The 23,112-nt window shown below is 42.2% G+C and carries 33 protein-coding genes; 23 read left to right on the top strand and 10 right to left on the bottom strand.

Annotation, left to right across the window (positions count from 1 at the left end; translation table 11 throughout):
• The first annotated feature begins 27 nt into the window (after positions 1–27).
• From NSQ09_RS16890 to exnP, 3 genes are all read left to right on the top strand, one after another.
• A complete protein-coding gene (locus NSQ09_RS16890) occupies positions 28–285 on the top strand; it encodes a YpbS family protein (protein ID WP_041053144.1) in 258 nt (85 codons plus the stop codon).
• Positions 286–359: 74 nt separating this feature from the next.
• Complete coding sequence (locus NSQ09_RS16885) at positions 360–506, top strand: hypothetical protein (RefSeq protein ID WP_072557089.1); 147 nt, start codon at positions 360–362, stop codon at positions 504–506.
• A 101-nt stretch (positions 507–607) separates the two neighbouring features.
• Positions 608–1,498: a 5'-3' exonuclease ExnP gene (exnP, locus tag NSQ09_RS16880; protein WP_003230763.1), complete on the top strand. Its 891-nt coding sequence runs from the start codon at positions 608–610 to the stop codon at positions 1,496–1,498.
• Positions 1,499–1,505: 7 nt separating this feature from the next.
• On the opposite strand, the gene sspL is transcribed toward exnP, so the two are convergent.
• The 3 genes from sspL to NSQ09_RS16865 are packed head-to-tail and all read right to left on the bottom strand — an operon-like array spanning position 1,506 to position 2,763.
• A complete protein-coding gene (gene sspL / locus NSQ09_RS16875; RefSeq protein ID WP_003218255.1) occupies positions 1,506–1,634 on the bottom strand; it encodes a small, acid-soluble spore protein L in 129 nt (42 codons plus the stop codon).
• Between the two features lie 41 nt (positions 1,635–1,675).
• On the bottom strand, positions 1,676–2,074 hold the full coding sequence (locus NSQ09_RS16870; RefSeq protein ID WP_015251853.1) for a reverse transcriptase-like protein: 399 nt from the start codon (positions 2,072–2,074) through the stop codon (positions 1,676–1,678).
• Positions 2,074–2,763, bottom strand: a complete 690-nt coding sequence (locus tag NSQ09_RS16865) for a queuosine precursor transporter (protein ID WP_014477139.1) — start codon at positions 2,761–2,763, stop codon at positions 2,074–2,076. Before NSQ09_RS16865 ends, NSQ09_RS16870 begins: the two co-directional genes overlap by 1 nt.
• An 82-nt stretch (positions 2,764–2,845) precedes the next feature.
• Between NSQ09_RS16865 and NSQ09_RS16860 the strand changes: the two genes are divergently transcribed.
• Complete coding sequence (locus NSQ09_RS16860) at positions 2,846–3,526, top strand: ribonuclease H family protein (protein ID WP_014477138.1); 681 nt, start codon at positions 2,846–2,848, stop codon at positions 3,524–3,526.
• Positions 3,519–3,701, top strand: a complete 183-nt coding sequence (locus NSQ09_RS16855; RefSeq protein ID WP_004399003.1) for a zinc-finger domain-containing protein — start codon at positions 3,519–3,521, stop codon at positions 3,699–3,701. Before NSQ09_RS16860 ends, NSQ09_RS16855 begins: the two co-directional genes overlap by 8 nt.
• A gap of 27 nt (positions 3,702–3,728) precedes the next feature.
• Here the strand turns inward: NSQ09_RS16855 and NSQ09_RS16850 are convergent, their stop codons facing one another.
• A complete protein-coding gene (locus NSQ09_RS16850) occupies positions 3,729–3,998 on the bottom strand; it encodes a DUF2564 family protein (RefSeq protein ID WP_004398863.1) in 270 nt (89 codons plus the stop codon).
• 155 nt (positions 3,999–4,153) lie between these two features.
• Between NSQ09_RS16850 and degR the strand changes: the two genes are divergently transcribed.
• Positions 4,154–4,336, top strand: a complete 183-nt coding sequence (degR, locus tag NSQ09_RS16845) for a transcriptional regulator DegR (protein WP_003230774.1) — start codon at positions 4,154–4,156, stop codon at positions 4,334–4,336.
• 51 nt (positions 4,337–4,387) lie between these two features.
• On the opposite strand, the gene cspD is transcribed toward degR, so the two are convergent.
• The 4 genes from cspD to metA all read right to left on the bottom strand — a co-directional run bounded on the left by cspD (position 4,388) and on the right by metA (position 7,114).
• Positions 4,388–4,588 (bottom strand): cold-shock protein CspD, encoded by a 201-nt coding sequence (cspD, locus tag NSQ09_RS16840; protein WP_003230776.1) that lies wholly within the window; start codon positions 4,586–4,588, stop codon positions 4,388–4,390.
• Positions 4,589–4,603: 15 nt separating this feature from the next.
• Positions 4,604–4,750, bottom strand: a complete 147-nt coding sequence (locus NSQ09_RS16835; protein WP_123373170.1) for a hypothetical protein — start codon at positions 4,748–4,750, stop codon at positions 4,604–4,606.
• 79 nt (positions 4,751–4,829) lie between these two features.
• Entirely contained in the window at positions 4,830–5,978 is a 1,149-nt protein-coding gene (locus tag NSQ09_RS16830; protein ID WP_341032129.1) for a diglucosyl diacylglycerol synthase, read from the bottom strand.
• 230 nt (positions 5,979–6,208) lie between these two features.
• On the bottom strand, positions 6,209–7,114 hold the full coding sequence (metA, locus tag NSQ09_RS16825) for a homoserine O-acetyltransferase MetA (RefSeq protein ID WP_015714134.1): 906 nt from the start codon (positions 7,112–7,114) through the stop codon (positions 6,209–6,211).
• A gap of 342 nt (positions 7,115–7,456) precedes the next feature.
• Between metA and NSQ09_RS16820 the strand changes: the two genes are divergently transcribed.
• The 10 genes from NSQ09_RS16820 to NSQ09_RS16775 all read left to right on the top strand — a co-directional run bounded on the left by NSQ09_RS16820 (position 7,457) and on the right by NSQ09_RS16775 (position 15,780).
• Positions 7,457–7,939: a glutathione peroxidase gene (locus tag NSQ09_RS16820; protein ID WP_003230784.1), complete on the top strand. Its 483-nt coding sequence runs from the start codon at positions 7,457–7,459 to the stop codon at positions 7,937–7,939.
• Between the two features lie 15 nt (positions 7,940–7,954).
• Positions 7,955–8,572: an Mn(2+)-dependent (deoxy)ribonucleoside pyrophosphohydrolase gene (gene hdhQ, locus NSQ09_RS16815; protein WP_003230787.1), complete on the top strand. Its 618-nt coding sequence runs from the start codon at positions 7,955–7,957 to the stop codon at positions 8,570–8,572.
• A 59-nt stretch (positions 8,573–8,631) separates the two neighbouring features.
• Positions 8,632–9,765, top strand: a complete 1,134-nt coding sequence (locus NSQ09_RS16810) for a conserved virulence factor C family protein (RefSeq protein WP_004398677.1) — start codon at positions 8,632–8,634, stop codon at positions 9,763–9,765.
• A gap of 288 nt (positions 9,766–10,053) precedes the next feature.
• Positions 10,054–11,730 (top strand): dihydroxy-acid dehydratase, encoded by a 1,677-nt coding sequence (gene ilvD, locus NSQ09_RS16805; protein WP_009967560.1) that lies wholly within the window; start codon positions 10,054–10,056, stop codon positions 11,728–11,730.
• Between the two features lie 108 nt (positions 11,731–11,838).
• Complete coding sequence (gene brxA / locus NSQ09_RS16800; protein WP_003230794.1) at positions 11,839–12,273, top strand: bacilliredoxin BrxA; 435 nt, start codon at positions 11,839–11,841, stop codon at positions 12,271–12,273.
• A 41-nt stretch (positions 12,274–12,314) separates the two neighbouring features.
• Positions 12,315–13,088, top strand: coding sequence for a class I SAM-dependent methyltransferase (locus NSQ09_RS16795; protein WP_029318014.1), 774 nt, complete (start codon positions 12,315–12,317; stop codon positions 13,086–13,088).
• 259 nt (positions 13,089–13,347) lie between these two features.
• The gene (locus tag NSQ09_RS16790) at positions 13,348–13,959 is read left to right on the top strand and encodes a YpjP family protein (RefSeq protein WP_129137751.1); all 612 of its coding nucleotides are present in this window, start codon (positions 13,348–13,350) and stop codon (positions 13,957–13,959) included.
• Between the two features lie 17 nt (positions 13,960–13,976).
• Positions 13,977–14,510: a phosphatidylglycerophosphatase A family protein gene (locus NSQ09_RS16785; RefSeq protein ID WP_003230797.1), complete on the top strand. Its 534-nt coding sequence runs from the start codon at positions 13,977–13,979 to the stop codon at positions 14,508–14,510.
• A 142-nt stretch (positions 14,511–14,652) separates the two neighbouring features.
• The gene (gene dfrA, locus NSQ09_RS16780; protein WP_017696917.1) at positions 14,653–15,159 is read left to right on the top strand and encodes a dihydrofolate reductase DfrA; all 507 of its coding nucleotides are present in this window, start codon (positions 14,653–14,655) and stop codon (positions 15,157–15,159) included.
• A complete protein-coding gene (locus NSQ09_RS16775; RefSeq protein ID WP_257986030.1) occupies positions 15,160–15,780 on the top strand; it encodes a 1-acyl-sn-glycerol-3-phosphate acyltransferase in 621 nt (206 codons plus the stop codon). It abuts the gene before it with no gap.
• Positions 15,781–15,818: 38 nt separating this feature from the next.
• Here the strand turns inward: NSQ09_RS16775 and trhA are convergent, their stop codons facing one another.
• The gene (gene trhA, locus NSQ09_RS16770; RefSeq protein WP_004398522.1) at positions 15,819–16,460 is read right to left on the bottom strand and encodes a PAQR family membrane homeostasis protein TrhA; all 642 of its coding nucleotides are present in this window, start codon (positions 16,458–16,460) and stop codon (positions 15,819–15,821) included.
• A 20-nt stretch (positions 16,461–16,480) separates the two neighbouring features.
• Positions 16,481–17,476: a sigma-54-dependent transcriptional regulator gene (locus NSQ09_RS16765; protein WP_341032126.1), complete on the bottom strand. Its 996-nt coding sequence runs from the start codon at positions 17,474–17,476 to the stop codon at positions 16,481–16,483.
• A gap of 248 nt (positions 17,477–17,724) precedes the next feature.
• Here NSQ09_RS16765 and ilvA point away from each other — a divergent pair, with 248 nt between their 5' ends.
• From ilvA to NSQ09_RS16730, 7 genes are all read left to right on the top strand, one after another.
• Positions 17,725–18,993: a threonine ammonia-lyase IlvA gene (ilvA, locus tag NSQ09_RS16760; RefSeq protein WP_014480067.1), complete on the top strand. Its 1,269-nt coding sequence runs from the start codon at positions 17,725–17,727 to the stop codon at positions 18,991–18,993.
• Positions 18,994–19,078: 85 nt separating this feature from the next.
• On the top strand, positions 19,079–19,330 hold the full coding sequence (locus NSQ09_RS16755; RefSeq protein ID WP_004399020.1) for a YpmP family protein: 252 nt from the start codon (positions 19,079–19,081) through the stop codon (positions 19,328–19,330).
• Between the two features lie 146 nt (positions 19,331–19,476).
• Positions 19,477–20,058, top strand: coding sequence for a cytochrome c oxidase assembly accessory protein ScuA (gene scuA, locus NSQ09_RS16750; protein ID WP_017696914.1), 582 nt, complete (start codon positions 19,477–19,479; stop codon positions 20,056–20,058).
• A 77-nt stretch (positions 20,059–20,135) separates the two neighbouring features.
• Positions 20,136–20,903 carry an SGNH/GDSL hydrolase family protein gene (locus NSQ09_RS16745; RefSeq protein ID WP_041336393.1) on the top strand — a complete coding sequence of 256 codons (768 nt, stop codon included), beginning with the start codon at positions 20,136–20,138 and terminating at the stop codon, positions 20,901–20,903.
• Between the two features lie 9 nt (positions 20,904–20,912).
• Positions 20,913–21,476 carry a YpmS family protein gene (locus NSQ09_RS16740; RefSeq protein WP_015251867.1) on the top strand — a complete coding sequence of 188 codons (564 nt, stop codon included), beginning with the start codon at positions 20,913–20,915 and terminating at the stop codon, positions 21,474–21,476.
• Positions 21,477–21,488: 12 nt separating this feature from the next.
• Positions 21,489–21,683 carry a protein YpmT gene (gene ypmT / locus NSQ09_RS16735; RefSeq protein ID WP_017696912.1) on the top strand — a complete coding sequence of 65 codons (195 nt, stop codon included), beginning with the start codon at positions 21,489–21,491 and terminating at the stop codon, positions 21,681–21,683.
• A 71-nt stretch (positions 21,684–21,754) separates the two neighbouring features.
• Positions 21,755–23,092: an MATE family efflux transporter gene (locus NSQ09_RS16730; RefSeq protein ID WP_129093371.1), complete on the top strand. Its 1,338-nt coding sequence runs from the start codon at positions 21,755–21,757 to the stop codon at positions 23,090–23,092.
• The last annotated feature ends 20 nt before the right edge of the window (positions 23,093–23,112 follow it).

The following is a 23,112-nucleotide window of genomic DNA, read 5'->3' as shown; positions in this document are numbered from 1 at the left end:
AATAGAAAAAAGCGAGATGAACGATTAATGTCAGAGGTACATAAAGCAATTTCAGCACATTCATCAAAACAGCACGAGCATATCAAAGCATTTATGCGTCTTGAAAATATGCGTGAATTGGCGATTGAAGAAGCTATTGCGAAATGCAAAAACGATGAACCTTATACTACAGATGCAATTAATGAAATTACCGAGCAAATGAATCAGCTCGCTAAAAAAGGCATCGTCCCGACAAGACGGCTTGTATCAAAAGAAATGGTCAGAGAATACGTAAGCCGCATGTAAGCTGGATGATCCTGTCGCGAGTGAACCTCCTGCCGGAAGCATATACTATATGCATCCGACGTAAGGGGGGATTCATGTTGGGCAGAACAAAGCTCGGAAACAGAAATGCACAGGCGAATAACAATGCCAAAAAGAAAAACGGATTTCAAACCCATTTTGACTCTTACGCAGGACGCGAAGCTGAAAAGCTGATCGCCAGCAACAAAAGACACAGCGATTGATAAATATCCAAACAGTATCTCTAGTTAAAAGAGATACTGTTTTTTATTTTTGGGCTGCTTTATGATAAAATAGAAGGAATGAAAGAAAAGGGAGTTATTTAATGAATAATAATAAACTATTGCTGGTTGACGGCATGGCTCTTTTATTCCGGGCCTTTTTTGCCACGGCCGTACATCGCAACTTTATGATAAATGACAGCGGGGTGCCGACGAACGGCGTCAACGGCTTTTTAAAGCATTTGATTACAGCTGTGGAAACATTCCAGCCGACACACGTCGTCTGCTGCTGGGACATGGGGAGCAAAACGTACCGAAATGACTTGTTCCAAGATTATAAGGCCAACCGCAGCGCGCCGCCTGTGGAGCTGATTCCGCAGTTTGATTTGGCAAAGGAAGCAGCCGCAGAGCTTGGAATCATGAATATTGGCTTTGCCGGCTATGAAGCGGATGACTGTATCGGTACTCTTGCCGATTTATTTGCGAATGAAGCGGACATTACGGTCGTAACAGGGGACAGAGATTTACTTCAGCTGTTAACGGATAAAGTAAGCGTTGCTTTGCTTCAAAAAGGAATCGGAAATTATAAAGTCTATACAAAAGAGACTTTTTATGAAGAAACAGGCGTAATGCCGAAGGCTTTGATTGATATTAAAGCGCTTATGGGTGATTCCAGTGATAACTATCCCGGAGTCAAAGGGATTGGAGAAAAAACAGCCTACAAACTGATTCGTGAATACGAAACGATTGACCGTTTATTGGAAAATCTTTCTCTTCTTCCAAAAGGACAGCAGGGAAAAATTCAGCAAGGTTTAAGCGATTTGGAGATGTCGAGGAAGCTTGCGGAAATTCATTGCTCAGTGCCGCTGGCCTGCACACTGAAAGACGCTTTATTTACTTTGCAAATGGAGCAGGCGGCTGACATGCTTCGCCGCCACCAAATCAAAGGAATTGAGCGTATGCTTGAAAAGCTGAACGCTAGAGAGATCGTTTAGATCTTCTCTAGCGTTTTGTATTGCTTTTTTTTGCTCTCTCCTCAAGCTCTGTTTTAGGGTCATTATGTGTATTGCCTTCCAGGTCGCCTTGCGGAGTAACACCGCCGGTCAGCCGGCCTTTATCTTTCTTTTTCATGTTAGTTCACCTCGCCATTAGGATGAACCAATGATCAAGATTTAATTCTTTTCATTCAGCCGAATCGCTTCTTTTGCCAGAAGATCGGCTTTTTGGTTTTGCTTGCCCGGTATCCATTTGATGAAAAATAGAGGGAATGCCGCTTTTAATCGGATGATTTCTTCTACGAACGGTTGAAACGTTTTATTTTTAACCATTTCAAGCTCAGTGGCGCGTTCCACAATATCTGAATCGGTTCGAAAGGAAACCGATTGATACCCGCGCGTTGCACATAGCTTCATCCCTTCAATTAATGCAAGAAATTCCGCTTCTTGATTTGTATGCACTCCGATTGGAATAGAGAAGGATTCTGCTGTTCCCTCATGTTTGATAAAAATGCCGATACCGGAAGGTCCGGGATTACCAGCGCTTGCGCCGTCTACGTATATTTCTGTAGGCATTATGAACTCCTTTCATCTTTAGGTATCATTTTTTTGGCTGCATAAGCATAAGGCAATGAAATCAAAGATACCGCAAACTTAATCAAATATGTAGAAATAAAAATATGAAGCCACACGCCTGCCGGATAAATGCCGAGAAAGGCGACTGCAGTGAATATGAATGTATCAAACAGCTGGCTGACTGCTGTACTGCCGCCGTTTCTGAGCCATAAAAGCCGATCAGAAGGAAATATCCTTCTAATTGCCGAATATACATAAACATCCAGCGTTTGGCTGAAGATAAAGGCAAGCAGACTTCCTAACGCAACTCGCGGAAGGAATCCGAAGATCGTTTCCAGCGCTGTTTGTGATATGTCGCTGGAAGCCGGTTCGAAAAGCAGCACGCCCTGCATGACAAATGTCAGCGTCAGGAGCGTTGAGAATCCGAGCCATACCGCTTTTCTGGCTTCAGCTGGTCCGTATTTTTCATTCAGCACATCTGTCGCAAAAAAGATTGTGCCATACATCACATTCCCGAGTGTCGCTGTTAAGCCAAACAGTTCCACTGTTTTGACGACTTGGAGGTTGGCGCAGACTGTCGCAAAACCGATCCAAACAAACAGTCCCATTTTGCCAAATCCTTTATAAAATAAAAGAACAATGATAAAATGAATGATCGCAAAAAAGATCCAAAACGAATTATTAAACAAGATGAAAAAGCTTCCTTTCCGGGGTAAGATTGGTTTGATTATAGCATAAGCCCGGCAACTAATGAATGGTAAGGTGATTGTAATGAAGCTCAGACCGCATTTGAAAATAGAAGCAAAAGGAACAGGATCCGTCTCATTTTTTAGCGAAGACTGGCTGACAGCACAGCAGGCACGTATGCTCGCCAGAGAACTTGGACGTTTTCCATACATGAAAGAGCTAGAGTTCGAAGACGAGAAAGGCGGCAGCTGGACGCTGAAGGAATTGGAAAAGCTGACAGAGGAGCTTGCTCAAGAGCCTGATGACATTACTGTTTATTTTGACGGCAGTTTCGATAAGGAGAGCGAACTGGCCGGTCTCGGGATCGTCATCTATTATTCACTGGGAGGAACCCGGCATCGCTTGAGAAAAAATAAAAGCTTCCGGCTGAAAACCAATAATGAAGCTGAATACGCAGCGCTTTATGAAGCAATAAGAGAAGTAAGAGAGCTTGGGGCAAGCAGAAATTCAATTACAATCAAAGGGGACTCGCTTGTTGTGCTGAATCAGCTTGACGGCAGCTGGCCTTGTTATGATCCATCTCATAATGAATGGCTGGACAAAATAGAAGCACTCCTTGAATCGCTGAAGCTTACTCCAACCTACGAAACAATACAACGAAAAGACAATCAGGAAGCTGACGGCCTCGCTAAAAAAATTCTATCCCATCAATTCGTAGAAAGCCACACGAAATTAGACCGTAACGGAGATGACGATATTGGATAAGAAAATGATCTTTAAAGAACTGACAGAACTGCACGATGAATATTGCAAGGACTGTTTTATTAAGAAGCAGTTTCGCAAAGAATTTGGCAAAACTTATGCGCATTCATTTTGTATCAATAAATGTACGGTTGGTGAAAAGCTGAAACAATACGGAGATGTCTTAACCAATCACTAAAAATAAAAACCGCAGAAGCTGCGGTTTTTATTCTTTGAATTCATCCAGCTGATGCTCGCTGTCATCTAGCAGCTGCTGTTGCTGCTTTACAAATTCAGGATCATCGAGAGCTGCCAGCTCTTCAGATTGTGACAGTTCTCTAGCATCCTCAATGGCTTGGTATGCAGAGTCGACTAATGTTTTGCTTTGGCCTCTCGTCGCGGCTCCTGTTGTTTTCTGCGCTGTTTCCACCGCTAGTTCCAGCTGCCGCTTATCCGTAAAGCCAGTCTGATCCTCATTATGAAATTCTGAAGTCACAAAAAACACCTCCGCCATTATTTTGCAGAGTTTTTTTGAAATTTATGTACCAAAATAGAAAAGAAAATAAAAATAAGCCGATATAACTATTGAACCAGAATAAATAGGACTGTTTTACTATTTGAGGTATCTTGATAGAGAAGGGGAACGCAGCTATGGATGATAAAGACTTGAAGTTGATCCTTCACAAAACATTTATAGAAATATACAGTGATTTAGAAGAACTGGCGGATATCGCGAAAAAAGGAAAACCATCAATGGAAAAGTATGTTGAAGAGATTGAACAGAGGTGTAAACAAAACATTTTGGCGATTGAAATCCAGATGAAAATCAAATAGGAGAGGCGAATGCCTCTCCTCTATTTGTCATCTCATCATCATGTATTGAGTTTAGAGTTTTACAACATTAGAAGCTTGAGGTCCACGATTACCTTCGACAATTTCAAAAGAAACTTCTTGTCCTTCTTCTAATGATTTGTATCCATCTCCTTCGATAGCTGTGAAGTGAACAAATACATCGTCTCCGCCTTCAACTTCAATGAAGCCGAATCCTTTTTCGTTGTTGAACCATTTTACTTTACCGTTTTGCATATTGCTTAATTCCTCCTAGTACTGTAGCACCCATGTGCTAAAAAAAATTTTGTCATCATCTAACTTTGATTCATTGTTAAATGATGGTTCAACTATACACCATCTGGGAGCACCCGTCAAGTTTCGAAACGGCTTATTTTTCAAAAGAAGGGCAAGTTTCATAAAAAATGTAACCGCTTTTATTAATGGCTGAATATAAATAAAAAGAGCACACGATTTTCGTATGCTCTCAAGTACGCCATTACGATAGCACTTTGGCTTTTTGTTTGGTAGTCATCATTTCTGATTCCTTCAGGATATCCTCTAAAATCACTTCAGAGGAGTTTGCTAAATGAAGGTCCTTAATGTTTTTCTTCATGCGATGCAAGGTATCTTCATCTGCAAGAAGGGAAGTGACTGACTCGAGAATCTCTTCATGACGGTTCACAACGATGGCAGCTCCGCGGTCTTCAAAGAAGTTTGCATTTTCTTTTTCCTGTCCAGGCACGGGTTTGTACAGAATGACAGGCACTCCAATGGCTGTGGCTTCTGTCAAAGTAATGCCGCCGGGCTTGGTAATCATGCAATCTGTGATTCGGAATAGCTCATCAATGCGCTCCACATAGCCCAGAACTTTTAATTTGTCACCATTTTCCGCCTCAAGCGCACTCAAAGATTCTTTTAAAGCCGTATTTTTCCCGCACACGACAACCACTTGCACTTGGTCATCTTTGACAAGGTTTTCGCACAGCTCTTTTACGTTCTTTAATACACCGTGAGCACCTGCCATGATCAGAAGCACTTTTTTGTTTGGTGAAAGATTGTACTTTTTATATATCGGGCCAACCGGCATGGATTCTTCAAATTGCGGCCTGATTGGAATTCCTGTGATTTTTACGTTGCTTGGATGAGTGCCGATCTCCAGCAGTTTTTCCTTCACGTAATCTGTCGCCACATAATATTTATCCACGTTTTCGTGAACCCAAATTTTATGAAGACAAAAATCAGTCATAACGTTGAAGGTAGGAATGACTCTTCCAGTTCGGCGTCTGTATTCCGGCACGACGATCATCGGAAATGTATTAATAATAATATCGGGATGATGTTCATCGACAAGTTCGCCCAATCTTTTATTACCCATTTTAAAGTAAATATTGAATTTACGTTTATTATAGATTTTGTCAACTCCGTAATAAAACAAACGATAAAACTGTTTCCCGATTGAGAAGCTTTTTAAATAAAGGTATTGAGTTACCTCTGAAACAATCGGATTTGACTCTTGGTACAAATTAGAAACTGTTACATGCTGAAAGCCGAGCCGTACACATTGTTCATAAAGTGTTTTGGCTACCTGCACATGTCCATTTCCGTAATTTGCAGTCAAAATTAATACTCTTTTATTGGTATTCAAGTAAATTCACCTCAATGTAATCAACAACAAGCAAGCTTCATGCATCGTAAGGAGTTATTGTCTATACATAAACATAACACAAATACATAATCGAATTATTAATGCAGTGAAAAAGTTAAGCTAATTTTAAATGATTTGTATTCCAGTATTTTAAATTTTTGTTATACGCAGACTGAATCAGATGTATTTTATCATATTTTTTGCTCAGCGTATCACTAAAAAAAGAAAAATTAGTCCCATTCATAAGGAGTTTCTTGGTAAACGTAATAATTCAGCCAATTCATAAACAATAATGTGGCATGCGCTTTCCAGCGATTCACTGGCTCGTTGCTGCCTTTTGCAAAATAATGTTTAGGCTCCTCGACAGTAGAAAGGTTTCGTTCCAAATCTCTTTCATACTCTTGAAGAAGCGTATTTGTATCATATTCAGGGTGCCCTGTCAAAAAGACTTGTTTTTCGTCTTTAGACACAATTAAGCACACCCCGGCTTCCTTTGATGCGGTAAGAATGTTTAACTCGGGCACTGCTTGAAGCTGTTCCATATTTATATCTGTATGCCGGGAATGCGGCACGTAGTATAGCTCGTCAAAACCTCTTACCAATCTTTCGTGTTTTGAAAGAACGGTATGTTCGAACACACCGAAGATTTTTTTCGGCATTTGAATTTTTTCCACACCGTAATGGTAGTACAAACCTGCTTGAGCACCCCAGCAAATATGCAAGGTTGAAGTGACATTTGTTTTGCTCCACTCCATGATTTCCTTGAGCTCTTCCCAATATGAAACCTCTTCAAACGCCAAATGCTCGATCGGCGCACCGGTGATAATCATGCCGTCAAACCTCTTGTGACGGATATTGGAAAAAGTCGTGTAAAATTCGTCAAGGTGTTCTCTCGCAGTATTTTTCGGCGTGTGTGTGCTTGGGATTAAAAATGTGAAATGAACCTGTAAAGGCGAATTTCCAAGCAATCTGAGAAGCTGAGTCTCTGTTTGGATTTTTTTCGGCATCAAATTTAATATAATAATTTTTTGCGGCCGGATATCCTGATGAAATGCTCTGCTTTCATCCATTACAAATATATGTTCACTTTCAAGCACCTGTTTTGCCGGCAGGTGTGTTGGTATATTAATAGGCAACGTGCCACCTCCATTATTTCCCCGTTTAATTTTCTTCATTATAGGAATTTTCACGCCAATTTTCAATCTATCTATACGTGTTGAGGGGGAAACAACAGAAAACTCTTTAAATAAAACGCACTGACACGCCTTTTGGTTTCACAGTAAGATGATTTTCAAAGATGTCAGAGGGAATTGTAATGTTTTATAGAATGATAAGATAAAAAACGAGCCATATGAATTGATAATGAACGGACGCTTATATCGTTAGGTTTCTTATGAGTTCTTAATTGATGTTTACATTTTGAATTGCGATTTAAAAAAGGTAAAATAATCAGCACCAGGGACATAGGAGGGACTTACATGTCTATTTATCATATGAAGGTACGTACAATCACAGGGAAAGACATGACACTTCAGCCTTTCGCGGGAAAGGTACTGATGATCGTGAATACAGCAAGTAAGTGCGGTTTTACTTCCCAATTGAAGCAGCTGCAGGAATTATATGATACATATCAGCAGGAGGGGCTGGAGATCTTAGGGTTCCCCTGCAATCAATTCATGAACCAAGAGCCTGGTGAAGAGGCTGACATACAGGAATTTTGTGAAACAAATTACGGTGTTACATTTCCTATGTTTTCAAAAGTGGATGTAAACGGGAAAAACGCCCACCCGCTGTTTGTGTATTTGACAGAACATGCGAAAGGGATGCTGGGAACTAAGGCGATCAAGTGGAATTTCACGAAATTTATAGTGGATAGAAATGGAGAAATCGTTGGCCGTTATTCACCAAATACAAATCCGAAAGAGTTGGAAGACGATATCGTGAAGCTATTAGAGCAATAAAAAGAGGGTGTTTTTGTGAAGGAATTGAAGCAGGCAGAGCAAATCAGGACATGGGTTCAATCTATCCTGACTGACGAAAGCTCTGGACATGACTGGCATCATGTATCAAGAGTAGCAGATCTTGCAGCGTATATTGGAGAAAAGGAAAAAGCGGATTTGTTCATTGTTGAAACGGCGGCTTTGGTTCATGATTTAATTGATGTGAAGCTGCCTGACACGGTCAGGCTTTCTGTGAGCGAAGTATATGATCAGCTCGTTTTTTTCGGAGTAGGAAAAGAGAATGCTGACAGGGTGATTCATATTATAACAAGGATGTCCTTTCGGGACAGGGGGAAATTGGCGAAGGAGCCGCTCTCAATTGAAGGAAAAGCCGTACAGGATGCTGACAGACTTGATGCGATTGGTGCTGTCGGCATTGCGAGAGCTTTCATGTTTGCGGGCGCAAAAGGGCATGGCCTTTATGGAGATGAGCAAAGCGCCTACGCTCATTTTTTTCATAAGCTGCTGCGGCTGAAAGATATGATGAATACAGACACTGCACGGGAACTGGCAGAAGAAAGACACAATTTTATGCTTCAATTTGTCCGCCAATTAGAAAAAGACATACCCGGGATTGATGCCGAAACGTCGTAATAGAAGGCTTGGAGCGACTATGATAGAATAAGTCACAGATATGCTATAGGAGGACGATCATGAAGATAAAATCAATTGAACCTACACCAAGCCCGAATACAATGAAAGTCATCTTAACGGAAGAGCTTCCGGCGGGCAAAAGCAATAACTATAAACCTGAGCAAGCAGAAGGTGCACCGCTTGTTATAGCGGAAATCCTTAAAATAGATGGAGTTAAAGGGGTATATCACGTCGCAGATTTTCTTGCTGTTGAACGGAATGCAAGATACGACTGGAAAGACATTTTACCGCAAGTCCGCACTGCATTTGGGATGGAAAGTGCTGAAAGCGCAGAAGAAAATCGTTCTGATCAAGAATCTTTTGGAGAGGTAAAAGTTTTTGTGCAGATGTTCAGCGGCATTCCTATGCAAGTTAAATTAACCGATGGAGAGCGGGAAGAACGCTTCGGCTTACCTGAACGCTTTCAGCAGGCGATCTTAAAACTTAGATCTGAAGCTTCCAATGTTGTGTTTGAGCGGGCTTGGAAAGAACAAGGTGTCAGATTCGGTGACTTTGATGAAATCGGCCATGATGTGACAGAAGAGCTTCAAGCGGCATACAGTGATGAACGGCTGAAACGACTGACTGAAGCAGCCGCTCAAGGAAAGGGCGAAGCAAAACAAGCTGTACAGCGCAAAGCGTATAAAGTAACGCTTGATATGCTGGATGATGAGGACTGGAAAAAGCGTTATGCACACTTGGAACAGATGGATCCGAAAGAAGAGGATATCCCGGTTTTACAGAAGGCATTGGATGATCCAAAGGTGTCCATCAGAAGACAGGCTGTTGTGTACTTAGGAATGATTGAAACACCTGATGTTCTTCCTCTATTGTATAAAGCACTTGAGGACAAAGCTGTATCAGTCAGAAGAACGGCCGGAGACTGCCTGTCTGATATCGGCGATCCTCAAGCCATTCCTGCTATGATCAAGTCATTAAGCGACTCCAGCAAGCTTGTTCGCTGGCGTGCCGCCATGTTCCTGTACGAAGTCGGCGATGAAAGTGCAATTGAAGCTTTGCGCGCTGCCGAAGATGATCCCGAATTTGAGGTCAGCCTTCAAGTCAAAATGGCGCTTGAACGTATTGAGCATGGAGAAGAAGCAAAAGGTTCTGTTTGGAAACAAATGACGGAAAGCAGAAAAAAAGGCGAATAAAGATAAAAAAGGTGCAGATCATGCACCTTTTTTATGTGAATTCACTTTTTATAAAAATTATTTCGAATATTGTTGAAAAATATCCGAAAACTATTTATAGTAAGTAACAATATTAATAGTTGGAGGGTTCAAATCGAAAGAAAGCTATATAAATATAAAAACACGAAAGAACAAAACAAGGTGAGGGCGGCCTGTATTTATCTTATTTGCAAAAACAGCCCATAAATAAACTGAAAATTGTCAAAATAAAATCCAATCAAACAATTGAAAGAATTTAGGAGGATCACCATGGCAGAATTACGCAGTAATATGATCACACAAGGAATCGATAGAGCTCCGCACCGCAGTTTGCTTCGTGCAGCAGGGGTAAAAGAAGAGGATTTCGGCAAGCCGTTTATTGCGGTGTGTAATTCATACATTGATATCGTTCCCGGTCATGTTCACTTGCAGGAGTTTGGGAAAATCGTAAAAGAAGCAATCAGAGAAGCAGGGGGCGTTCCGTTTGAATTTAATACCATTGGGGTAGATGATGGCATCGCAATGGGGCATATCGGTATGAGATATTCGCTGCCAAGCCGTGAAATTATCGCAGACTCTGTGGAAACGGTTGTATCCGCACACTGGTTTGACGGAATGGTCTGTATTCCGAACTGCGACAAAATCACACCGGGAATGCTTATGGCGGCAATGCGCATCAACATTCCGACGATTTTTGTCAGCGGCGGACCGATGGCGGCAGGAAGAACAAGTGACGGGCGAAAAATCTCCCTTTCCTCAGTATTCGAAGGGGTAGGCGCCTACCAAGCAGGGAAAATCAACGAAAACGAGCTTCAAGAACTAGAGCAGTTCGGATGCCCAACGTGCGGGTCTTGCTCAGGCATGTTTACGGCGAACTCAATGAACTGTCTGTCAGAAGCACTTGGTCTTGCTTTGCCGGGTAATGGAACCATTCTGGCAACATCTCCGGAACGCAAAGAGTTTGTGAGAAAATCGGCTGCGCAATTAATGGAAACGATTCGCAAAGATATCAAACCGCGTGATATTGTTACAGTAAAAGCGATTGATAACGCGTTTGCACTCGATATGGCGCTCGGAGGTTCTACAAATACCGTTCTTCATACCCTTGCCCTTGCAAACGAAGCCGGCGTTGAATACTCTTTAGAACGCATTAACGAAGTCGCTGAGCGCGTGCCGCACTTGGCTAAGCTGGCGCCTGCATCGGATGTGTTTATTGAAGATCTTCACGAAGCGGGCGGCGTTTCAGCGGCTCTGAATGAGCTTTCGAAGAAAGAAGGAGCGCTTCATTTAGATGCGCTGACTGTTACAGGAAAAACTCTTGGAGAAACCATTGCCGGACATGAAGTAAAGGATTATGACGTCATTCACCCGCTGGATCAACCATTCACTGAAAAGGGAGGCCTTGCTGTTTTATTCGGTAATCTAGCTCCGGACGGCGCTATCATTAAAACAGGCGGCGTACAGAATGGGATTACAAGACACGAAGGGCCGGCTGTCGTATTCGATTCTCAGGACGAGGCGCTTGACGGCATTATCAACCGAAAAGTAAAAGAAGGCGACGTTGTCATCATCAGATACGAAGGGCCAAAAGGCGGACCTGGCATGCCGGAAATGCTGGCGCCAACATCCCAAATCGTTGGAATGGGACTCGGGCCAAAAGTGGCATTGATTACGGACGGACGTTTTTCCGGAGCCTCCCGTGGCCTCTCAATCGGCCACGTATCACCTGAGGCCGCTGAGGGCGGGCCACTTGCCTTTGTTGAAAACGGAGACCATATTATCGTTGATATTGAAAAACGTATCTTGGATGTACAAGTGCCAGAAGAAGAGTGGGAAAAACGAAAAGCGAACTGGAAAGGTTTTGAACCGAAAGTGAAAACCGGCTACCTGGCACGTTATTCTAAACTTGTGACAAGTGCCAACACCGGCGGTATTATGAAAATCTAGACAGCTGGGGACACTTACTTCTATATTTTAAGGCGTGAACATTTGAAATCCGGCCCTCTCTATAGTATCCTTTACTTCAGATGAAGGATACTAGAGGGGGCTTTTTTTATGTCAATGGCTTATGAAGAATACATGCGCCAGCTTGTCGTACCGATGCGCCGCGAGCTGACTGGAGCAGGTTTTGAAGAGTTAACAACAGCAGAAGAAGTAGAAAACTTTATGGAAAAGGCAGAGGGCACAACTCTTGTAGTCGTTAACTCTGTATGCGGCTGCGCGGCAGGCCTTGCGCGTCCTGCGGCTACACAGGCAGTCCTCCAGAATGACAAAACACCTGACAATACGGTGACTGTTTTTGCGGGCCAAGATAAAGAAGCTACTGCGAAAATGCGTGAGTATTTTACTGGCCAGGAGCCTTCTTCACCATCAATGGCTCTTTTGAAAGGCAAAGAAGTCGTACATTTTATTCCGCGTCATGAAATTGAAGGACACGATATGGAAGAAATCATGAAAAATCTGACTGCTGCCTTCGATGCGCACTGCTAAATGCCCGTTTTCCGGGCATTTTCTTTTTGGGAGTATAGAAGATGATAACAACAAGCTATAGACCGTCTGAACACACCATAAAAACCGCAAAGCAGCTTTCTAAAGAGCTAAATATGCCATACTGCGGCCGGAATAAACAAACGGTTGAACACCTGCTGAGGTCAGCTGAACGTGATTTGCTTGTGGTCGGCAAAGAGCGGTTTGAGCTGTATACGAAACAAGGTGCCAAATTCTTTTTTCATCCGAATACAGCGATGTTTAGAGCCAAACGCTTCTTACAGGGAGAGCAAGAGCCTATGCTTCGGGCTGCCGGATTATCTGAAGGGGATACGTTTTTAGATTGCACACTCGGGCTGGGGTCAGATGCCATTATCGCAAGTATGGCAGTAGGCGAAACGGGTTCTGTTGTTGGGATTGAAAAAAACCATCTTGTGTCTGTTTTAGTGAGGACGGGGCTGCATTCATGGGAAACGGGTATAGAAGAGCTTCAAGCTGCGATGAGAAGAATCCAGGTGAAGAATGGTGATTGCTTAGAATACATCAAACAGCTTCCTGACAACTCTGTTGATGTGGTTTATTTCGATCCAATGTTTCATGAACCTGTAGAGACCTCTGACGGCATCGCGCCTTTACGTGATTTGGCAGAGGATTCAGTTTTACACGAAGGATGTATCAATGAAGCGGTACGAGTCGCCAGAAAAAGCGTTGTGCTAAAAGACCACTGGAAAAGTCCGCGGTTTGAACAGTTTGGTTTTAACGTCATGAAAAGAAAAACAGCACTGTTCCATTATGGCGTCATTCAAACAAGCCCGTGATTCATATCACGGGCTTTCTGTTAATCGGTGACCTCCATGACGACAAAGTATAATAATGTTAAGAGTGAAACTGTGGCAAACAGAGCGTCAATCATGCGGAAAGCCTCCTTTCATGGAATATTGTAAGCGTTTTTACACAAAGTGCATAGCAACGAATCTCCTAATTTGCATATCAGTTTCATATAGTACATGACTTGCATGTTTTGGATGTGCTAAAATAAGAGAAACATGACAATAAAATAGAGAGGAATAAGCAGTCATGAAATTGTGGATGAGAAAGACCCTTGTGGTTTTATTTACCATTGTAACGTTCGGGCTCGTATCTCCTCCGGCTGCCCTTATGGCGGACAAGCCTTCCGGACAGCCGAGCAGTCTTGAGCAGAATGATTACACCGCTTTTTATGATGAGCATGACCTGTACGATGATGAGTCGGATGACAGGCAAAATCCTGAACTGCTTTTTCAATCGTACAAGGAACAGCTCCTTGACAGCGCTGAGGATCAGTCCTTTTTAAAATTCGGCAGCAGAATCGCTCCTGTCATTGAGGATGACTATCGGAAAGAGATCCTGCCAAAAATCGAAAATGTGATTAGTGATTATTTAGCGACATTGCAAGATGATGAGGCGTACCAAGATGTTGTGATCTCAAGCATGCCTTCAGCGGGCAAAACGGAAAAAATTTTCAACGTTTACAATCGGACAACTGGAGAAGATCTTCTCAGATTCCATGTGCGAAGAGACCACCCGCCTCATGACGGCTACTGGTTTAATTTTCATTATCATACAGCAGAAGATGGATTTCAATCACATCATGAGCTTGGGAGCATTTATTGGGACCGCAACATGCCTCCCAACTGGATGAGTGCCTAAAGGAGATGCCATTAGACATGAAAAAGTACACAATGAATGAAATGGTCGATATAACAAAGGATATGCTGAACAAACGGGGCGTTATGATAGAAGATATTGCACGGATTGTTCAAAAACTTCAGGAAAAATACAATCCAAATCTGCCGCTCAGTGTTTGCATGGAGAATGTAGAAAAAGTCCTGAACAAACGTGAAATTATTCATGCTGTTTTGACAGGCCTTGCACTCGATCAGCTTGCAGAACAGAAACTTCTCCCCGAACCGCTGCAGCACCTTGTTGAAACGGATGAACCGCTTTACGGCATAGATGAAATTATCCCGCTTTCAATCGTTAATGTGTACGGGTCGATCGGTTTGACCAATTTCGGTTATTTGGATAAAGAGAAGATTGGAATTATTAAGGAACTTGATGAAAGTCCAGACGGTATTCACACCTTTTTGGATGATATTGTGGCAGCTCTTGCTGCAGCAGCGGCGAGCAGAATTGCACATACGCATCAGGATCTGCAAGATGAAGAAAAAGAACAGGATGAAAAGCCTGTCGTCAGCTGACTATAAAAAAATCATTTCTGGGTTCAGAAATGATTTTTTATTGTGTTACACTACTAGAAGACTACTTTTAAAGGATGAAAAAAATGAAACAGTATAAGGATTTATGCAGACATGTTTTAGAGCAAAAAGGGGCGGTCAGCGTATGATTTCATTCATTTTTGCGATGGATGCCAACAGGCTTATCGGCAAAGATAATGATTTGCCGTGGCATTTGCCCAATGATCTTGCATACTTTAAGAAAGTAACATCGGGCCATTCAATCATTATGGGCCGAAAAACATTTGAATCGATCGGACGTCCGCTTCCAAATCGGAAAAATATTGTCGTTACCTCAGCGCCGGCTTCAGAATTTCCAGGATGCACGGTTGTCGGTTCATTAAAAGATGTACTGGACATTTGTTCAGGCCCTGAAGAATGCTTTGTGATCGGAGGGGCTCAGCTCTATACGGACCTTTTCCCTTATGCGGACAGACTGTATATGACGAAAATTCATCACGAGTTTGAGGGTGACCGTCACTTCCCTGAATTTGATGAATCCAATTGGAAGCTGGTTTCTTCTGAGCAGGGGATCAAAGACGTAAAAAACCCGTATGATTACGAATTTCTAATGTATGAAAAAAAGAATTCTTCTAAAGCGGGAGGATTTTAATTGGTTCGCTACAGCCTTCTAGTGGTTTACATTGTGTATATGCTGTTAAAAAATATGAAACAATTATTTAATCGAACAATGCTTGATCCCCGTCTGTCATACAAAAAACAGATGACTCTTGTGTACGAACAGCCAAAGGCGTTTTTGGAAGGCTGTATCGGCATCTCCGGTTCAGTTGTGACGATCCATCAGCCAGAGCCAATACCACACGGTCCTGTTTTGTATGTGCATCCCCGTTTGCGTTTGGCTGAACTGGCCTTAATTGCTGGATATATTGAGGAACCGGCCGGCTTTATCGCCAACCCAAAAGTGTTCCGCTTGCCTTTTATCGGGCAATGGCTGGATCGGATGGATGTGATTTCAGACGGTGATTCAGAAAAGGTATATGAAGATGTGACAAAACAGCTGGAAAAGGGACAAAGCCTGATTCTTTCACTAGATGGTTCTATTGATCCTATAGAACTTGCGGCCCGCTATCATCTTCCGTTGGTGATGGTGGAAACGAAAGGAACAGATAACATGCAAAAGGGCTCGTTTTTTAAACGCTTAAAACCGGCAGACATTGAATTGTCCTTTTCAAAAGCTTATATACCTGCCAATGAAAAACAATTACGTGCATAAAAAAGCGCAGTCGTGAAGACTGCGCTTTTCTGTTACTGTTACGAAAGGAACGGCACCTTTACACAATAGAAGAGCACGCAGAAAAACATGGCAGCGCTCCCGCCCAATACAAAGCTATGCCAAATGGCGTGATGGAAGGGGATCTTTTTCCAAATGTAAAAGATGGTTCCGACAGAGTATAAAATGCCGCCGAGAAAAAGGAGGCTGAATCCCGCTCCGCTCAGTGAAGCATATAAAGGTTTAACTGCAATAATCATCAGCCACCCCATGACTAAATACACGAAGGTTGACAATAGGATAAACCGTTTCACAAAGAAAATTTTAAAAACGATTCCGCCTAGGGCAAGTGACCATACGATAACCAACAGGGTAAAGCCGAGTGTGCCTTTCAGCGGCCCAAGCAAAAAAGGCGTGTAGGTTCCGGCGATGAGTACGTAAATCGCGCTATGATCAATAATCTCCAAAATGTCCTTCGTTTTTTTATGTGTGATGCTGTGAAGCAGGGTGGAGCTCAAATATAACAGCAGCATAGAGACACCGAATATTGTAAAGCTGACAATGTCCCATGCAGACCCGTAATTAGCCGCAAATATGATTAGAAACACTAATGCTGGGATGGATAAGAGGACACCGATGCCGTGTGTAATCGCATTGGCGATCTCTTCTTTGATTGTAAACAAGTACATTCTCCTTTCGATCGCTAGATCATTTGATTTTTTAACGTCTCTATAAAGCTCAAGCCCTCAAGGGTAATTTTTGTGCCTGCGCGTCCGCGGCTTTTGGTGACATAATCTTTTTTCTCCAAATAGTCGAGACGGCTTCTGACCTGCTGAGGAGTTAACGAGGTTGGGGTATTTTTGCTGTGTTCAGAAATGATCCGTCTGCTGGCAGGTTCTCCTTTTTCGTTCAATACTTTTATTGTTTCCAAAATAAACAAAAACTCAGCTTTTTCCATTAAAGTCAGCAGCTTCGCTTTTTTCTTCGACGTTTTTCCGTCTATCGCGCCTCTAATATATGGCGGCAGGTCATATGACTGAATCGTTCCTCCGCTTGATACTGCCGCCATATAATCTGCAGCGTTTTTTAATTCCCTGACATTGCCTTCAAATGCATGCTTCTCAAGCACGGGAAAAACGGAGGGATCGATTAACAATTGCTGACCGGAATTTGAGAGAAAATGCTGTGTCAAAAGCGGAATATCGCTTTTTCGTTCCGATAATTCGGGCAGTGTGAGCGTTAAAATGTTCAGTCTGTAGAATAAGTCTTGCCTGAATGTATGTTCCACGGATCGGTCTGCAGAAGCACAGATCATTCGCGGTTTCTCCGTGTCTGAATCAAGCGCTTTTAACAGCTGAGCTTGTACAGAAGCAGGCATGCGCCATACATCATCAAGAAAAAGGGTTCCTCGTACCGCTTTTTGAAAAACACCTGTGTTTCCGTTAGGGCCAAAAAGCTCATGAATAAGGGTTTCTTCCGAATGGGTGCTGCAATTGACGCTTATAAACGGTTCATTGTATCTCGAAGATTCCAAGTGTATGGCATGTGCGAAGTGATTTTTGCCTGTTCCGATTTTTCCTGTTATTAAGACAGGAAGCTCCGATAACGAGAACTGCTTGGCGATTCGCTTCGCTTCCAGAAAAGTTTGATGTTCTCCGATTAGATGTTGAAATGTATTGAGTTTTGGTGCACTATTCATCAATTGGCTCCTTTTGGTTCTAATTGGTTTCATTATATCATGCCTTTTGGTTGAAAACACCCTTTATTTTACGATCATCTTTTTTCTTGGCTCTGCAGGATAATGGTTGAACAGAAGTTACCACAAGATGTGGTGGACATAGTCTGTATTTTTTTAAATATTAAATAAAAATAATTGTCTTATTTTTTGAATATTCATGTTATAATGGCATATTAAATAGGGATTTAAAACAAGAAAGGAATCTGTACATGAAACCGTTGCTTAAAGAAAACTCTCTCATCCAAGTGAAAGACATTTTGAAGGCTCACCAAAACGTAAAGGACGTTGTCATTCACACACCTTTGCAGAGGAATGACAGACTTTCTGAGAGATATGAATGCAATATCTATTTAAAACGCGAAGACTTGCAAGTTGTCAGATCTTTTAAGCTCAGAGGGGCTTATCATAAAATGAAACAGCTTTCCAGCGAGCAGACAGAGAACGGAGTTGTGTGTGCAAGTGCCGGAAACCACGCTCAAGGTGTGGCATTTTCGTGTAAACATCTTGGCATTCACGGAAAAATTTTTATGCCGTCTACTACACCGAGACAAAAAGTATCTCAAGTTGAACTATTCGGAAAAGGATTTATCGATATTATTTTGACAGGCGATACGTTTGACGACGCGTATAAAAGCGCTGCTGAATGCTGTGAGGCGGAATCTCGGACGTTTATCCATCCGTTCGATGATCCGGATGTGATGGCCGGACAGGGAACGCTCGCAGTTGAGATTTTAAACGACATTGATACAGAACCGCATTTTCTTTTTGCAAGTGTCGGAGGCGGCGGCCTTCTCTCTGGGGTAGGTACATATTTGAAAAACGTGTCTCCTGATACAAAGGTAATTGCTGTTGAGCCGGCGGGAGCGGCATCCTACTTTGAATCAAACAAAGCTGGGCATGTCGTCACACTTGATAAAATTGATAAGTTTGTAGATGGTGCGGCTGTTAAAAAAATTGGCGAAGAAACCTTCCGGACGCTGGAAACTGTCGTTGATGACATTCTCCTTGTGCCTGAAGGAAAAGTATGTACATCCATTCTTGAATTATATAACGAATGTGCGGTTGTTGCTGAACCGGCTGGAGCTCTTTCTGTCGCAGCGCTTGATTTGTACAAGGATGAAATTAAAGGGAAAAACGTGGTGTGTGTGGTAAGCGGGGGCAATAACGATATCGGAAGAATGCAGGAAATGAAGGAGCGTTCCTTAATTTTTGAAGGTCTTCAGCATTATTTTATCGTCAACTTTCCGCAAAGAGCGGGGGCGCTCCGCGAATTTCTTGACGAAGTCCTCGGACCGAATGATGACATTACAAGGTTTGAATATACGAAGAAAAATAATAAAAGCAACGGACCTGCTCTTGTCGGCATCGAGCTGCAGAACAAAGCCGATTATGGGCCGCTGATTGAACGGATGAACAAAAAACCGTTTCATTATGTAGAGGTGAACAAGGATGAGGACTTGTTCCATTTGCTAATCTAATTTTTTTACACAACCGCGCAAAATGACAGACAGCCCGGCTGGCATCATATATAATAGTAGAAAAACAAAAAAGAGGATTGATAGCTTGTTACTCAAAAGCCTAGAGTTCAAACGCGGTGACGGGATTCAGGTGAAAGTGACAGAAATACCTGTATTAAAGGAAGATGAGCACTATTTCTTTATGTTACATCACCATTTGCAATTCTACTTAAAAGAAGTGTTTTCATCAAACAGCAGGGCAAAAGTGTATTCTTTCCGACATTATATGAAGCGCCGGATGAAGTGGGCAGATTATCAGGCTGTATTTCATCAAGAGGTGTTAAAGCACAACGCGTAACATGCCGTTTTTTACCTGCATGCCCTCCTTTGTAATCGTTAATGGGAGGCATGCAGGATTTTTTTTGCTCAGTATCGAATACAAACACGGGACAGTAAGGACGGTTTTAGAAAGCGTTTTTATGCTGGCTGGAAAGGGTGGATGTCATGAAGGTTATCAAGGGGTTAACGGCTGGGCTGTTTTTTCTGTTTTTGTGTGCATGCGGAGGACAGCAGATTAAAAATCCGCTCAATTACGAGGTGGAGCCTTTTACATTTCAAAACCAAGACGGCAAGAACGTTTCTTTAGAGAGTTTAAAAGGAGAAGTATGGCTGGCGGATTTTATTTTTACCAATTGTGAAACTATATGTCCGCCAATGACCGCTCATATGACCGATCTGCAAAAAAAACTGAAAGCTGAAAATATAGATGTCCGCATCATATCATTTAGTGTTGATCCAGAAAACGATAAGCCGAAACAGCTGAAGAAATTTGCCGCAAATTATCCATTATCTTTTGATAACTGGGATTTTCTCACTGGATACAGCCAGAGTGAGATTGAGGAGTTCGCACTTAAGAGCTTTAAAGCGATCGTAAAGAAGCCGGAGGGAGAGGACCAAGTGATTCATCAATCTTCTTTTTGGTTAGTAGGCCCGAACGGCAAGGTGCTGAAAGATTATAATGGAGTGGAAAATACACCGTACGATGAAATTATCGCCGATGTAAAATCAGCAGGCGCACTCAAGTAAGTTAGAAGACTAGGCATTTGCAAATCTTCTAAAACATGATACACTTTCCACTAGTAGAATGGGAAGGAGCAACAAGATTGAAGCTGCGCATTTTTTCAATCATGGCCAGTTTGATTTTGCTTCTTACTGCGTGTACGAGCATACGTACATCATCTGAGGGAAAACAAAAAGCCCATGAAACGAAAACAAAAGAACACATTGTCATAGCGGCTGTCGGAGATTCGCTGACAGAAGGAATCGGAGATCCCGACGGAAAGGGATATGTCGGCAAGGTGGTGGATTCTATCCGGTCAGATAAACAAGTCAAAACGGTCGACGTGAAAAATTATGCCGTAAAAGGGAACCGTTCGGATGATTTATTAGAAAAACTAAAAGATAAAAAGGTTCAAAAAGGCATAAAGGACGCAGATTATGTCTTTTTTACAATTGGCGGTAATGATTTGATGAAAATCCTTCGCCAAAACTTTCTGCAATTAACCGTTGAACCGTTTCAGGAAGCGGAAAAACCGTACGAAAAGCGCTTTGAAAAAATCATTTCTGAAATTCGCGAGCTGAATGATCACGCTGAGCTGGTTTATGTCAGCATGTACAATCCGTTTACGTTTACATTATCAGAACTAAATGAAATAAATGGTGTCGTCACGGATTGGAACCATATTGCTGAAAAAGAGCTGAAAAAAGATAAACATGCAAAAATCGTTCATATCGAAGATTTGTTCAATCAAAAAAGTGACAGCAACCGAATTTCTGAGGAAGATGATTTTCATCCTAATGGTACGGGTTATTCTCTTATCGCAAAGCGCGTCTATCAAGCCATTAAAAAAGAAGGATTACCGAAAGAGTAGGGTGACAGCATGAATAAGTGGAAGCGACTGTTTTTTATATTGCTTGCAATTAATTTTATCCTCGCCGCCGGGTTTGTGGCACTTGTTTTGCTCCCGGGGGAACAGGCTCAGGTGAAGGATTCATCTGAGAGCGAGTATGGATTTCAAGTGACAAGCACAAAAGAATCATTAGCTGCGTTTGTTAACTCATATTTAAACGACAAAGCATCAAACAAGCTTGATTATAAAGTAGAGATTGATGATGATGTTCATGTCGCAGGGAAAATCAAGGCATTTTCCACGTCTATTGATGCGTTTATCGCTTTTGAACCGACCGTGAAAAAAAACGGTGATGTAGAGCTGAATGTCACGAAATTTTCGTTAGGGAAATTGAGTATACCAATTAGCTTTGTGTTAAATTATATGGACAGCTTTTATGAATTGCCGTCATTTGTCCATGTTCACCCCGGAGATAAAAGCATTGAAGTGCGTTTGTCAGAAATGCCTTTAACGAATGGAATGTATGTCAAAGCGGATAAGATAAATTTAGAAAAAGATGAAATTGAGTTTTCCTATTACCATCCTAAACAATAGAGGTGACTGAAAATGAAACGGATTTACCAGTATTTCAGTTTATTATCCTTTACATTTTCCCTGTACTTCGGCTGGCTTGCTTATCATCATCTGACTGCTGAAGACATGGATCAAATGTATTTGAATGTTTCCTATTGTGCCTTGTTCCTAAGTGTGATGGTGTTTACATTCGGTATGCGAGACCGAAAAAAAACCGATAAGTCATGAAAAAAGAGACATGAAACAACGTCTCTTTTTTCGTGCGGTCCGAAGAAAATTTGAGAACACAAGGAGAAAAGATGAAAGCATACGATTTTACACAGGGGAACGTGCTGAAACAGCTTGTACTGTTTTCAATGCCTATTATGCTCGGAAACGCATTGCAGGTTTCCTTTCAATTTATAGACAGCTTGTGGATCGGCAATTTACTGGGGGCAAAGGCCCTTGGAGCAGCCGCGGTATCAAGCACGATTGTTTTGACCATGCTGTCTTTTATTTTGGGCCTTAACAATGCGACGTTAACCATTTTATCTCAGCAAAAAGGAAAAGATGATGTAAAAGGAATGGCGTCGTATATTAACGCTTTTGTTGTTTTATTAACAGGCCTAAGCATCGGATTCGGCGTTGCCGGTTTTTTTCTCTCAGAGCTTTTGCTGCGTCTTCTAAAAACGCCGGAGTCAATGATTCCGCTTGCTGAGACGTATTTACAGATTCAATTTATCGGCATTTTATTTTTGTTTGGTTATAACTTTATCAGTACTGTGCTTCGTGCGCTGGGTGACAGCAAGACACCTCTCCGGTTTATTGCGTTTGCTGTTGTACTGAATACAGTGCTTGCGCCGCTCTTTATTTCTGTGTTCCGCATGGGAATAGCGGGAGCGGCTTATTCAACGATTTTGTCACAGGGCATTGCGTTTTTGTATGGGTTGTTTTATGTCATCAAACACAAGCTTGTGCCATTCTCGATTCCGAGAATGCCCAAGTGGGAAGAGTCCGCGCTGATTTTGAAACTCGGGATTCCGGCAGGTCTGCAGATGATGGTGATTACAGGCGGTATGATGGCGATTATGAGTGTTGTCAACTCATACGGAGATCACGTGGTATCAGGCTTTGGCGCGGTGCAGCGGCTTGATAGCATCATCACGCTTCCAGCAATGGCTGCCGGTACGGCCGTCAATAGTATGGCAGGGCAAAATATTGGAATCGGAAACGAAAAAAGAGTGGGAACAATTGCAAGGCTGGGTGTGATGGCTGTTATTTCCTGCATGCTGGTGATTGCGGTTATGATTTGGGTATTTGGTAAATATCTCATAAGGTTATTTATCAGTGAGCCCGATGCGGTCGCATTTGGTGAACAATATTTGAAGTGGATCGCGTTTTTCTACCCTTTTATTGGGATTAATTTTGTGCTGAACGGAATCGTCAGGGCCGCGGGAGCGATGCTGCAGGTTCTGGTATTAAACTTGATCTCGTTTTGGGTGTTGAGATATCCTTTCACAGCTCTATTTTCAGCTTGGCTTGGACAAAAAGGAATCGGGCTTGGAATCGGAATGAGTTTTTTATTTAGCAGCTGCGCGGCATTTTTGTATTATAGATATGGCCGCTGGAAAGCAATGAAGCTGTTTACTGAAAAATAAGTGAAGCACTGCGAAAAGCA

The organism is Bacillus sp. FSL W8-1202 (genome assembly GCF_038006165.1).
Taxonomy (GTDB): domain Bacteria; phylum Bacillota; class Bacilli; order Bacillales; family Bacillaceae; genus Bacillus; species Bacillus subtilis.
This window is presented reverse-complemented; position numbering and strand designations above follow the sequence as displayed.

Excerpts from the sequence above, each read along its gene's own strand:
- NSQ09_RS16890 (WP_041053144.1), top strand. The coding sequence starts at position 28 with ATGTCAGAGGTACATAAAGCAATTTCAGCACATTCATCAAAACAGCAC.
- NSQ09_RS16885 (WP_072557089.1), top strand. The coding sequence starts at position 360 with ATGTTGGGCAGAACAAAGCTCGGAAACAGAAATGCACAGGCGAATAAC.
- exnP (WP_003230763.1), top strand. The coding sequence starts at position 608 with ATGAATAATAATAAACTATTGCTGGTTGACGGCATGGCTCTTTTATTC.
- sspL (WP_003218255.1), bottom strand. The coding sequence starts at position 1,634 with ATGAAAAAGAAAGATAAAGGCCGGCTGACCGGCGGTGTTACTCCGCAA.
- NSQ09_RS16870 (WP_015251853.1), bottom strand. The coding sequence starts at position 2,074 with ATGCCTACAGAAATATACGTAGACGGCGCAAGCGCTGGTAATCCCGGA.
- NSQ09_RS16860 (WP_014477138.1), top strand. The coding sequence starts at position 2,846 with ATGAAGCTCAGACCGCATTTGAAAATAGAAGCAAAAGGAACAGGATCC.
- degR (WP_003230774.1), top strand. The coding sequence starts at position 4,154 with ATGGATGATAAAGACTTGAAGTTGATCCTTCACAAAACATTTATAGAA.
- cspD (WP_003230776.1), bottom strand. The coding sequence starts at position 4,588 with ATGCAAAACGGTAAAGTAAAATGGTTCAACAACGAAAAAGGATTCGGC.
- NSQ09_RS16835 (WP_123373170.1), bottom strand. The coding sequence starts at position 4,750 with ATGAAACTTGCCCTTCTTTTGAAAAATAAGCCGTTTCGAAACTTGACG.
- NSQ09_RS16820 (WP_003230784.1), top strand. The coding sequence starts at position 7,457 with ATGTCTATTTATCATATGAAGGTACGTACAATCACAGGGAAAGACATG.
- NSQ09_RS16810 (WP_004398677.1), top strand. The coding sequence starts at position 8,632 with ATGAAGATAAAATCAATTGAACCTACACCAAGCCCGAATACAATGAAA.
- ilvD (WP_009967560.1), top strand. The coding sequence starts at position 10,054 with ATGGCAGAATTACGCAGTAATATGATCACACAAGGAATCGATAGAGCT.
- brxA (WP_003230794.1), top strand. The coding sequence starts at position 11,839 with ATGTCAATGGCTTATGAAGAATACATGCGCCAGCTTGTCGTACCGATG.
- NSQ09_RS16795 (WP_029318014.1), top strand. The coding sequence starts at position 12,315 with ATGATAACAACAAGCTATAGACCGTCTGAACACACCATAAAAACCGCA.
- NSQ09_RS16790 (WP_129137751.1), top strand. The coding sequence starts at position 13,348 with ATGAAATTGTGGATGAGAAAGACCCTTGTGGTTTTATTTACCATTGTA.
- NSQ09_RS16785 (WP_003230797.1), top strand. The coding sequence starts at position 13,977 with ATGAAAAAGTACACAATGAATGAAATGGTCGATATAACAAAGGATATG.
- dfrA (WP_017696917.1), top strand. The coding sequence starts at position 14,653 with ATGATTTCATTCATTTTTGCGATGGATGCCAACAGGCTTATCGGCAAA.
- NSQ09_RS16765 (WP_341032126.1), bottom strand. The coding sequence starts at position 17,476 with ATGAATAGTGCACCAAAACTCAATACATTTCAACATCTAATCGGAGAA.
- ilvA (WP_014480067.1), top strand. The coding sequence starts at position 17,725 with ATGAAACCGTTGCTTAAAGAAAACTCTCTCATCCAAGTGAAAGACATT.
- scuA (WP_017696914.1), top strand. The coding sequence starts at position 19,477 with ATGAAGGTTATCAAGGGGTTAACGGCTGGGCTGTTTTTTCTGTTTTTG.
- NSQ09_RS16740 (WP_015251867.1), top strand. The coding sequence starts at position 20,913 with ATGAATAAGTGGAAGCGACTGTTTTTTATATTGCTTGCAATTAATTTT.
- ypmT (WP_017696912.1), top strand. The coding sequence starts at position 21,489 with ATGAAACGGATTTACCAGTATTTCAGTTTATTATCCTTTACATTTTCC.
- NSQ09_RS16730 (WP_129093371.1), top strand. The coding sequence starts at position 21,755 with ATGAAAGCATACGATTTTACACAGGGGAACGTGCTGAAACAGCTTGTA.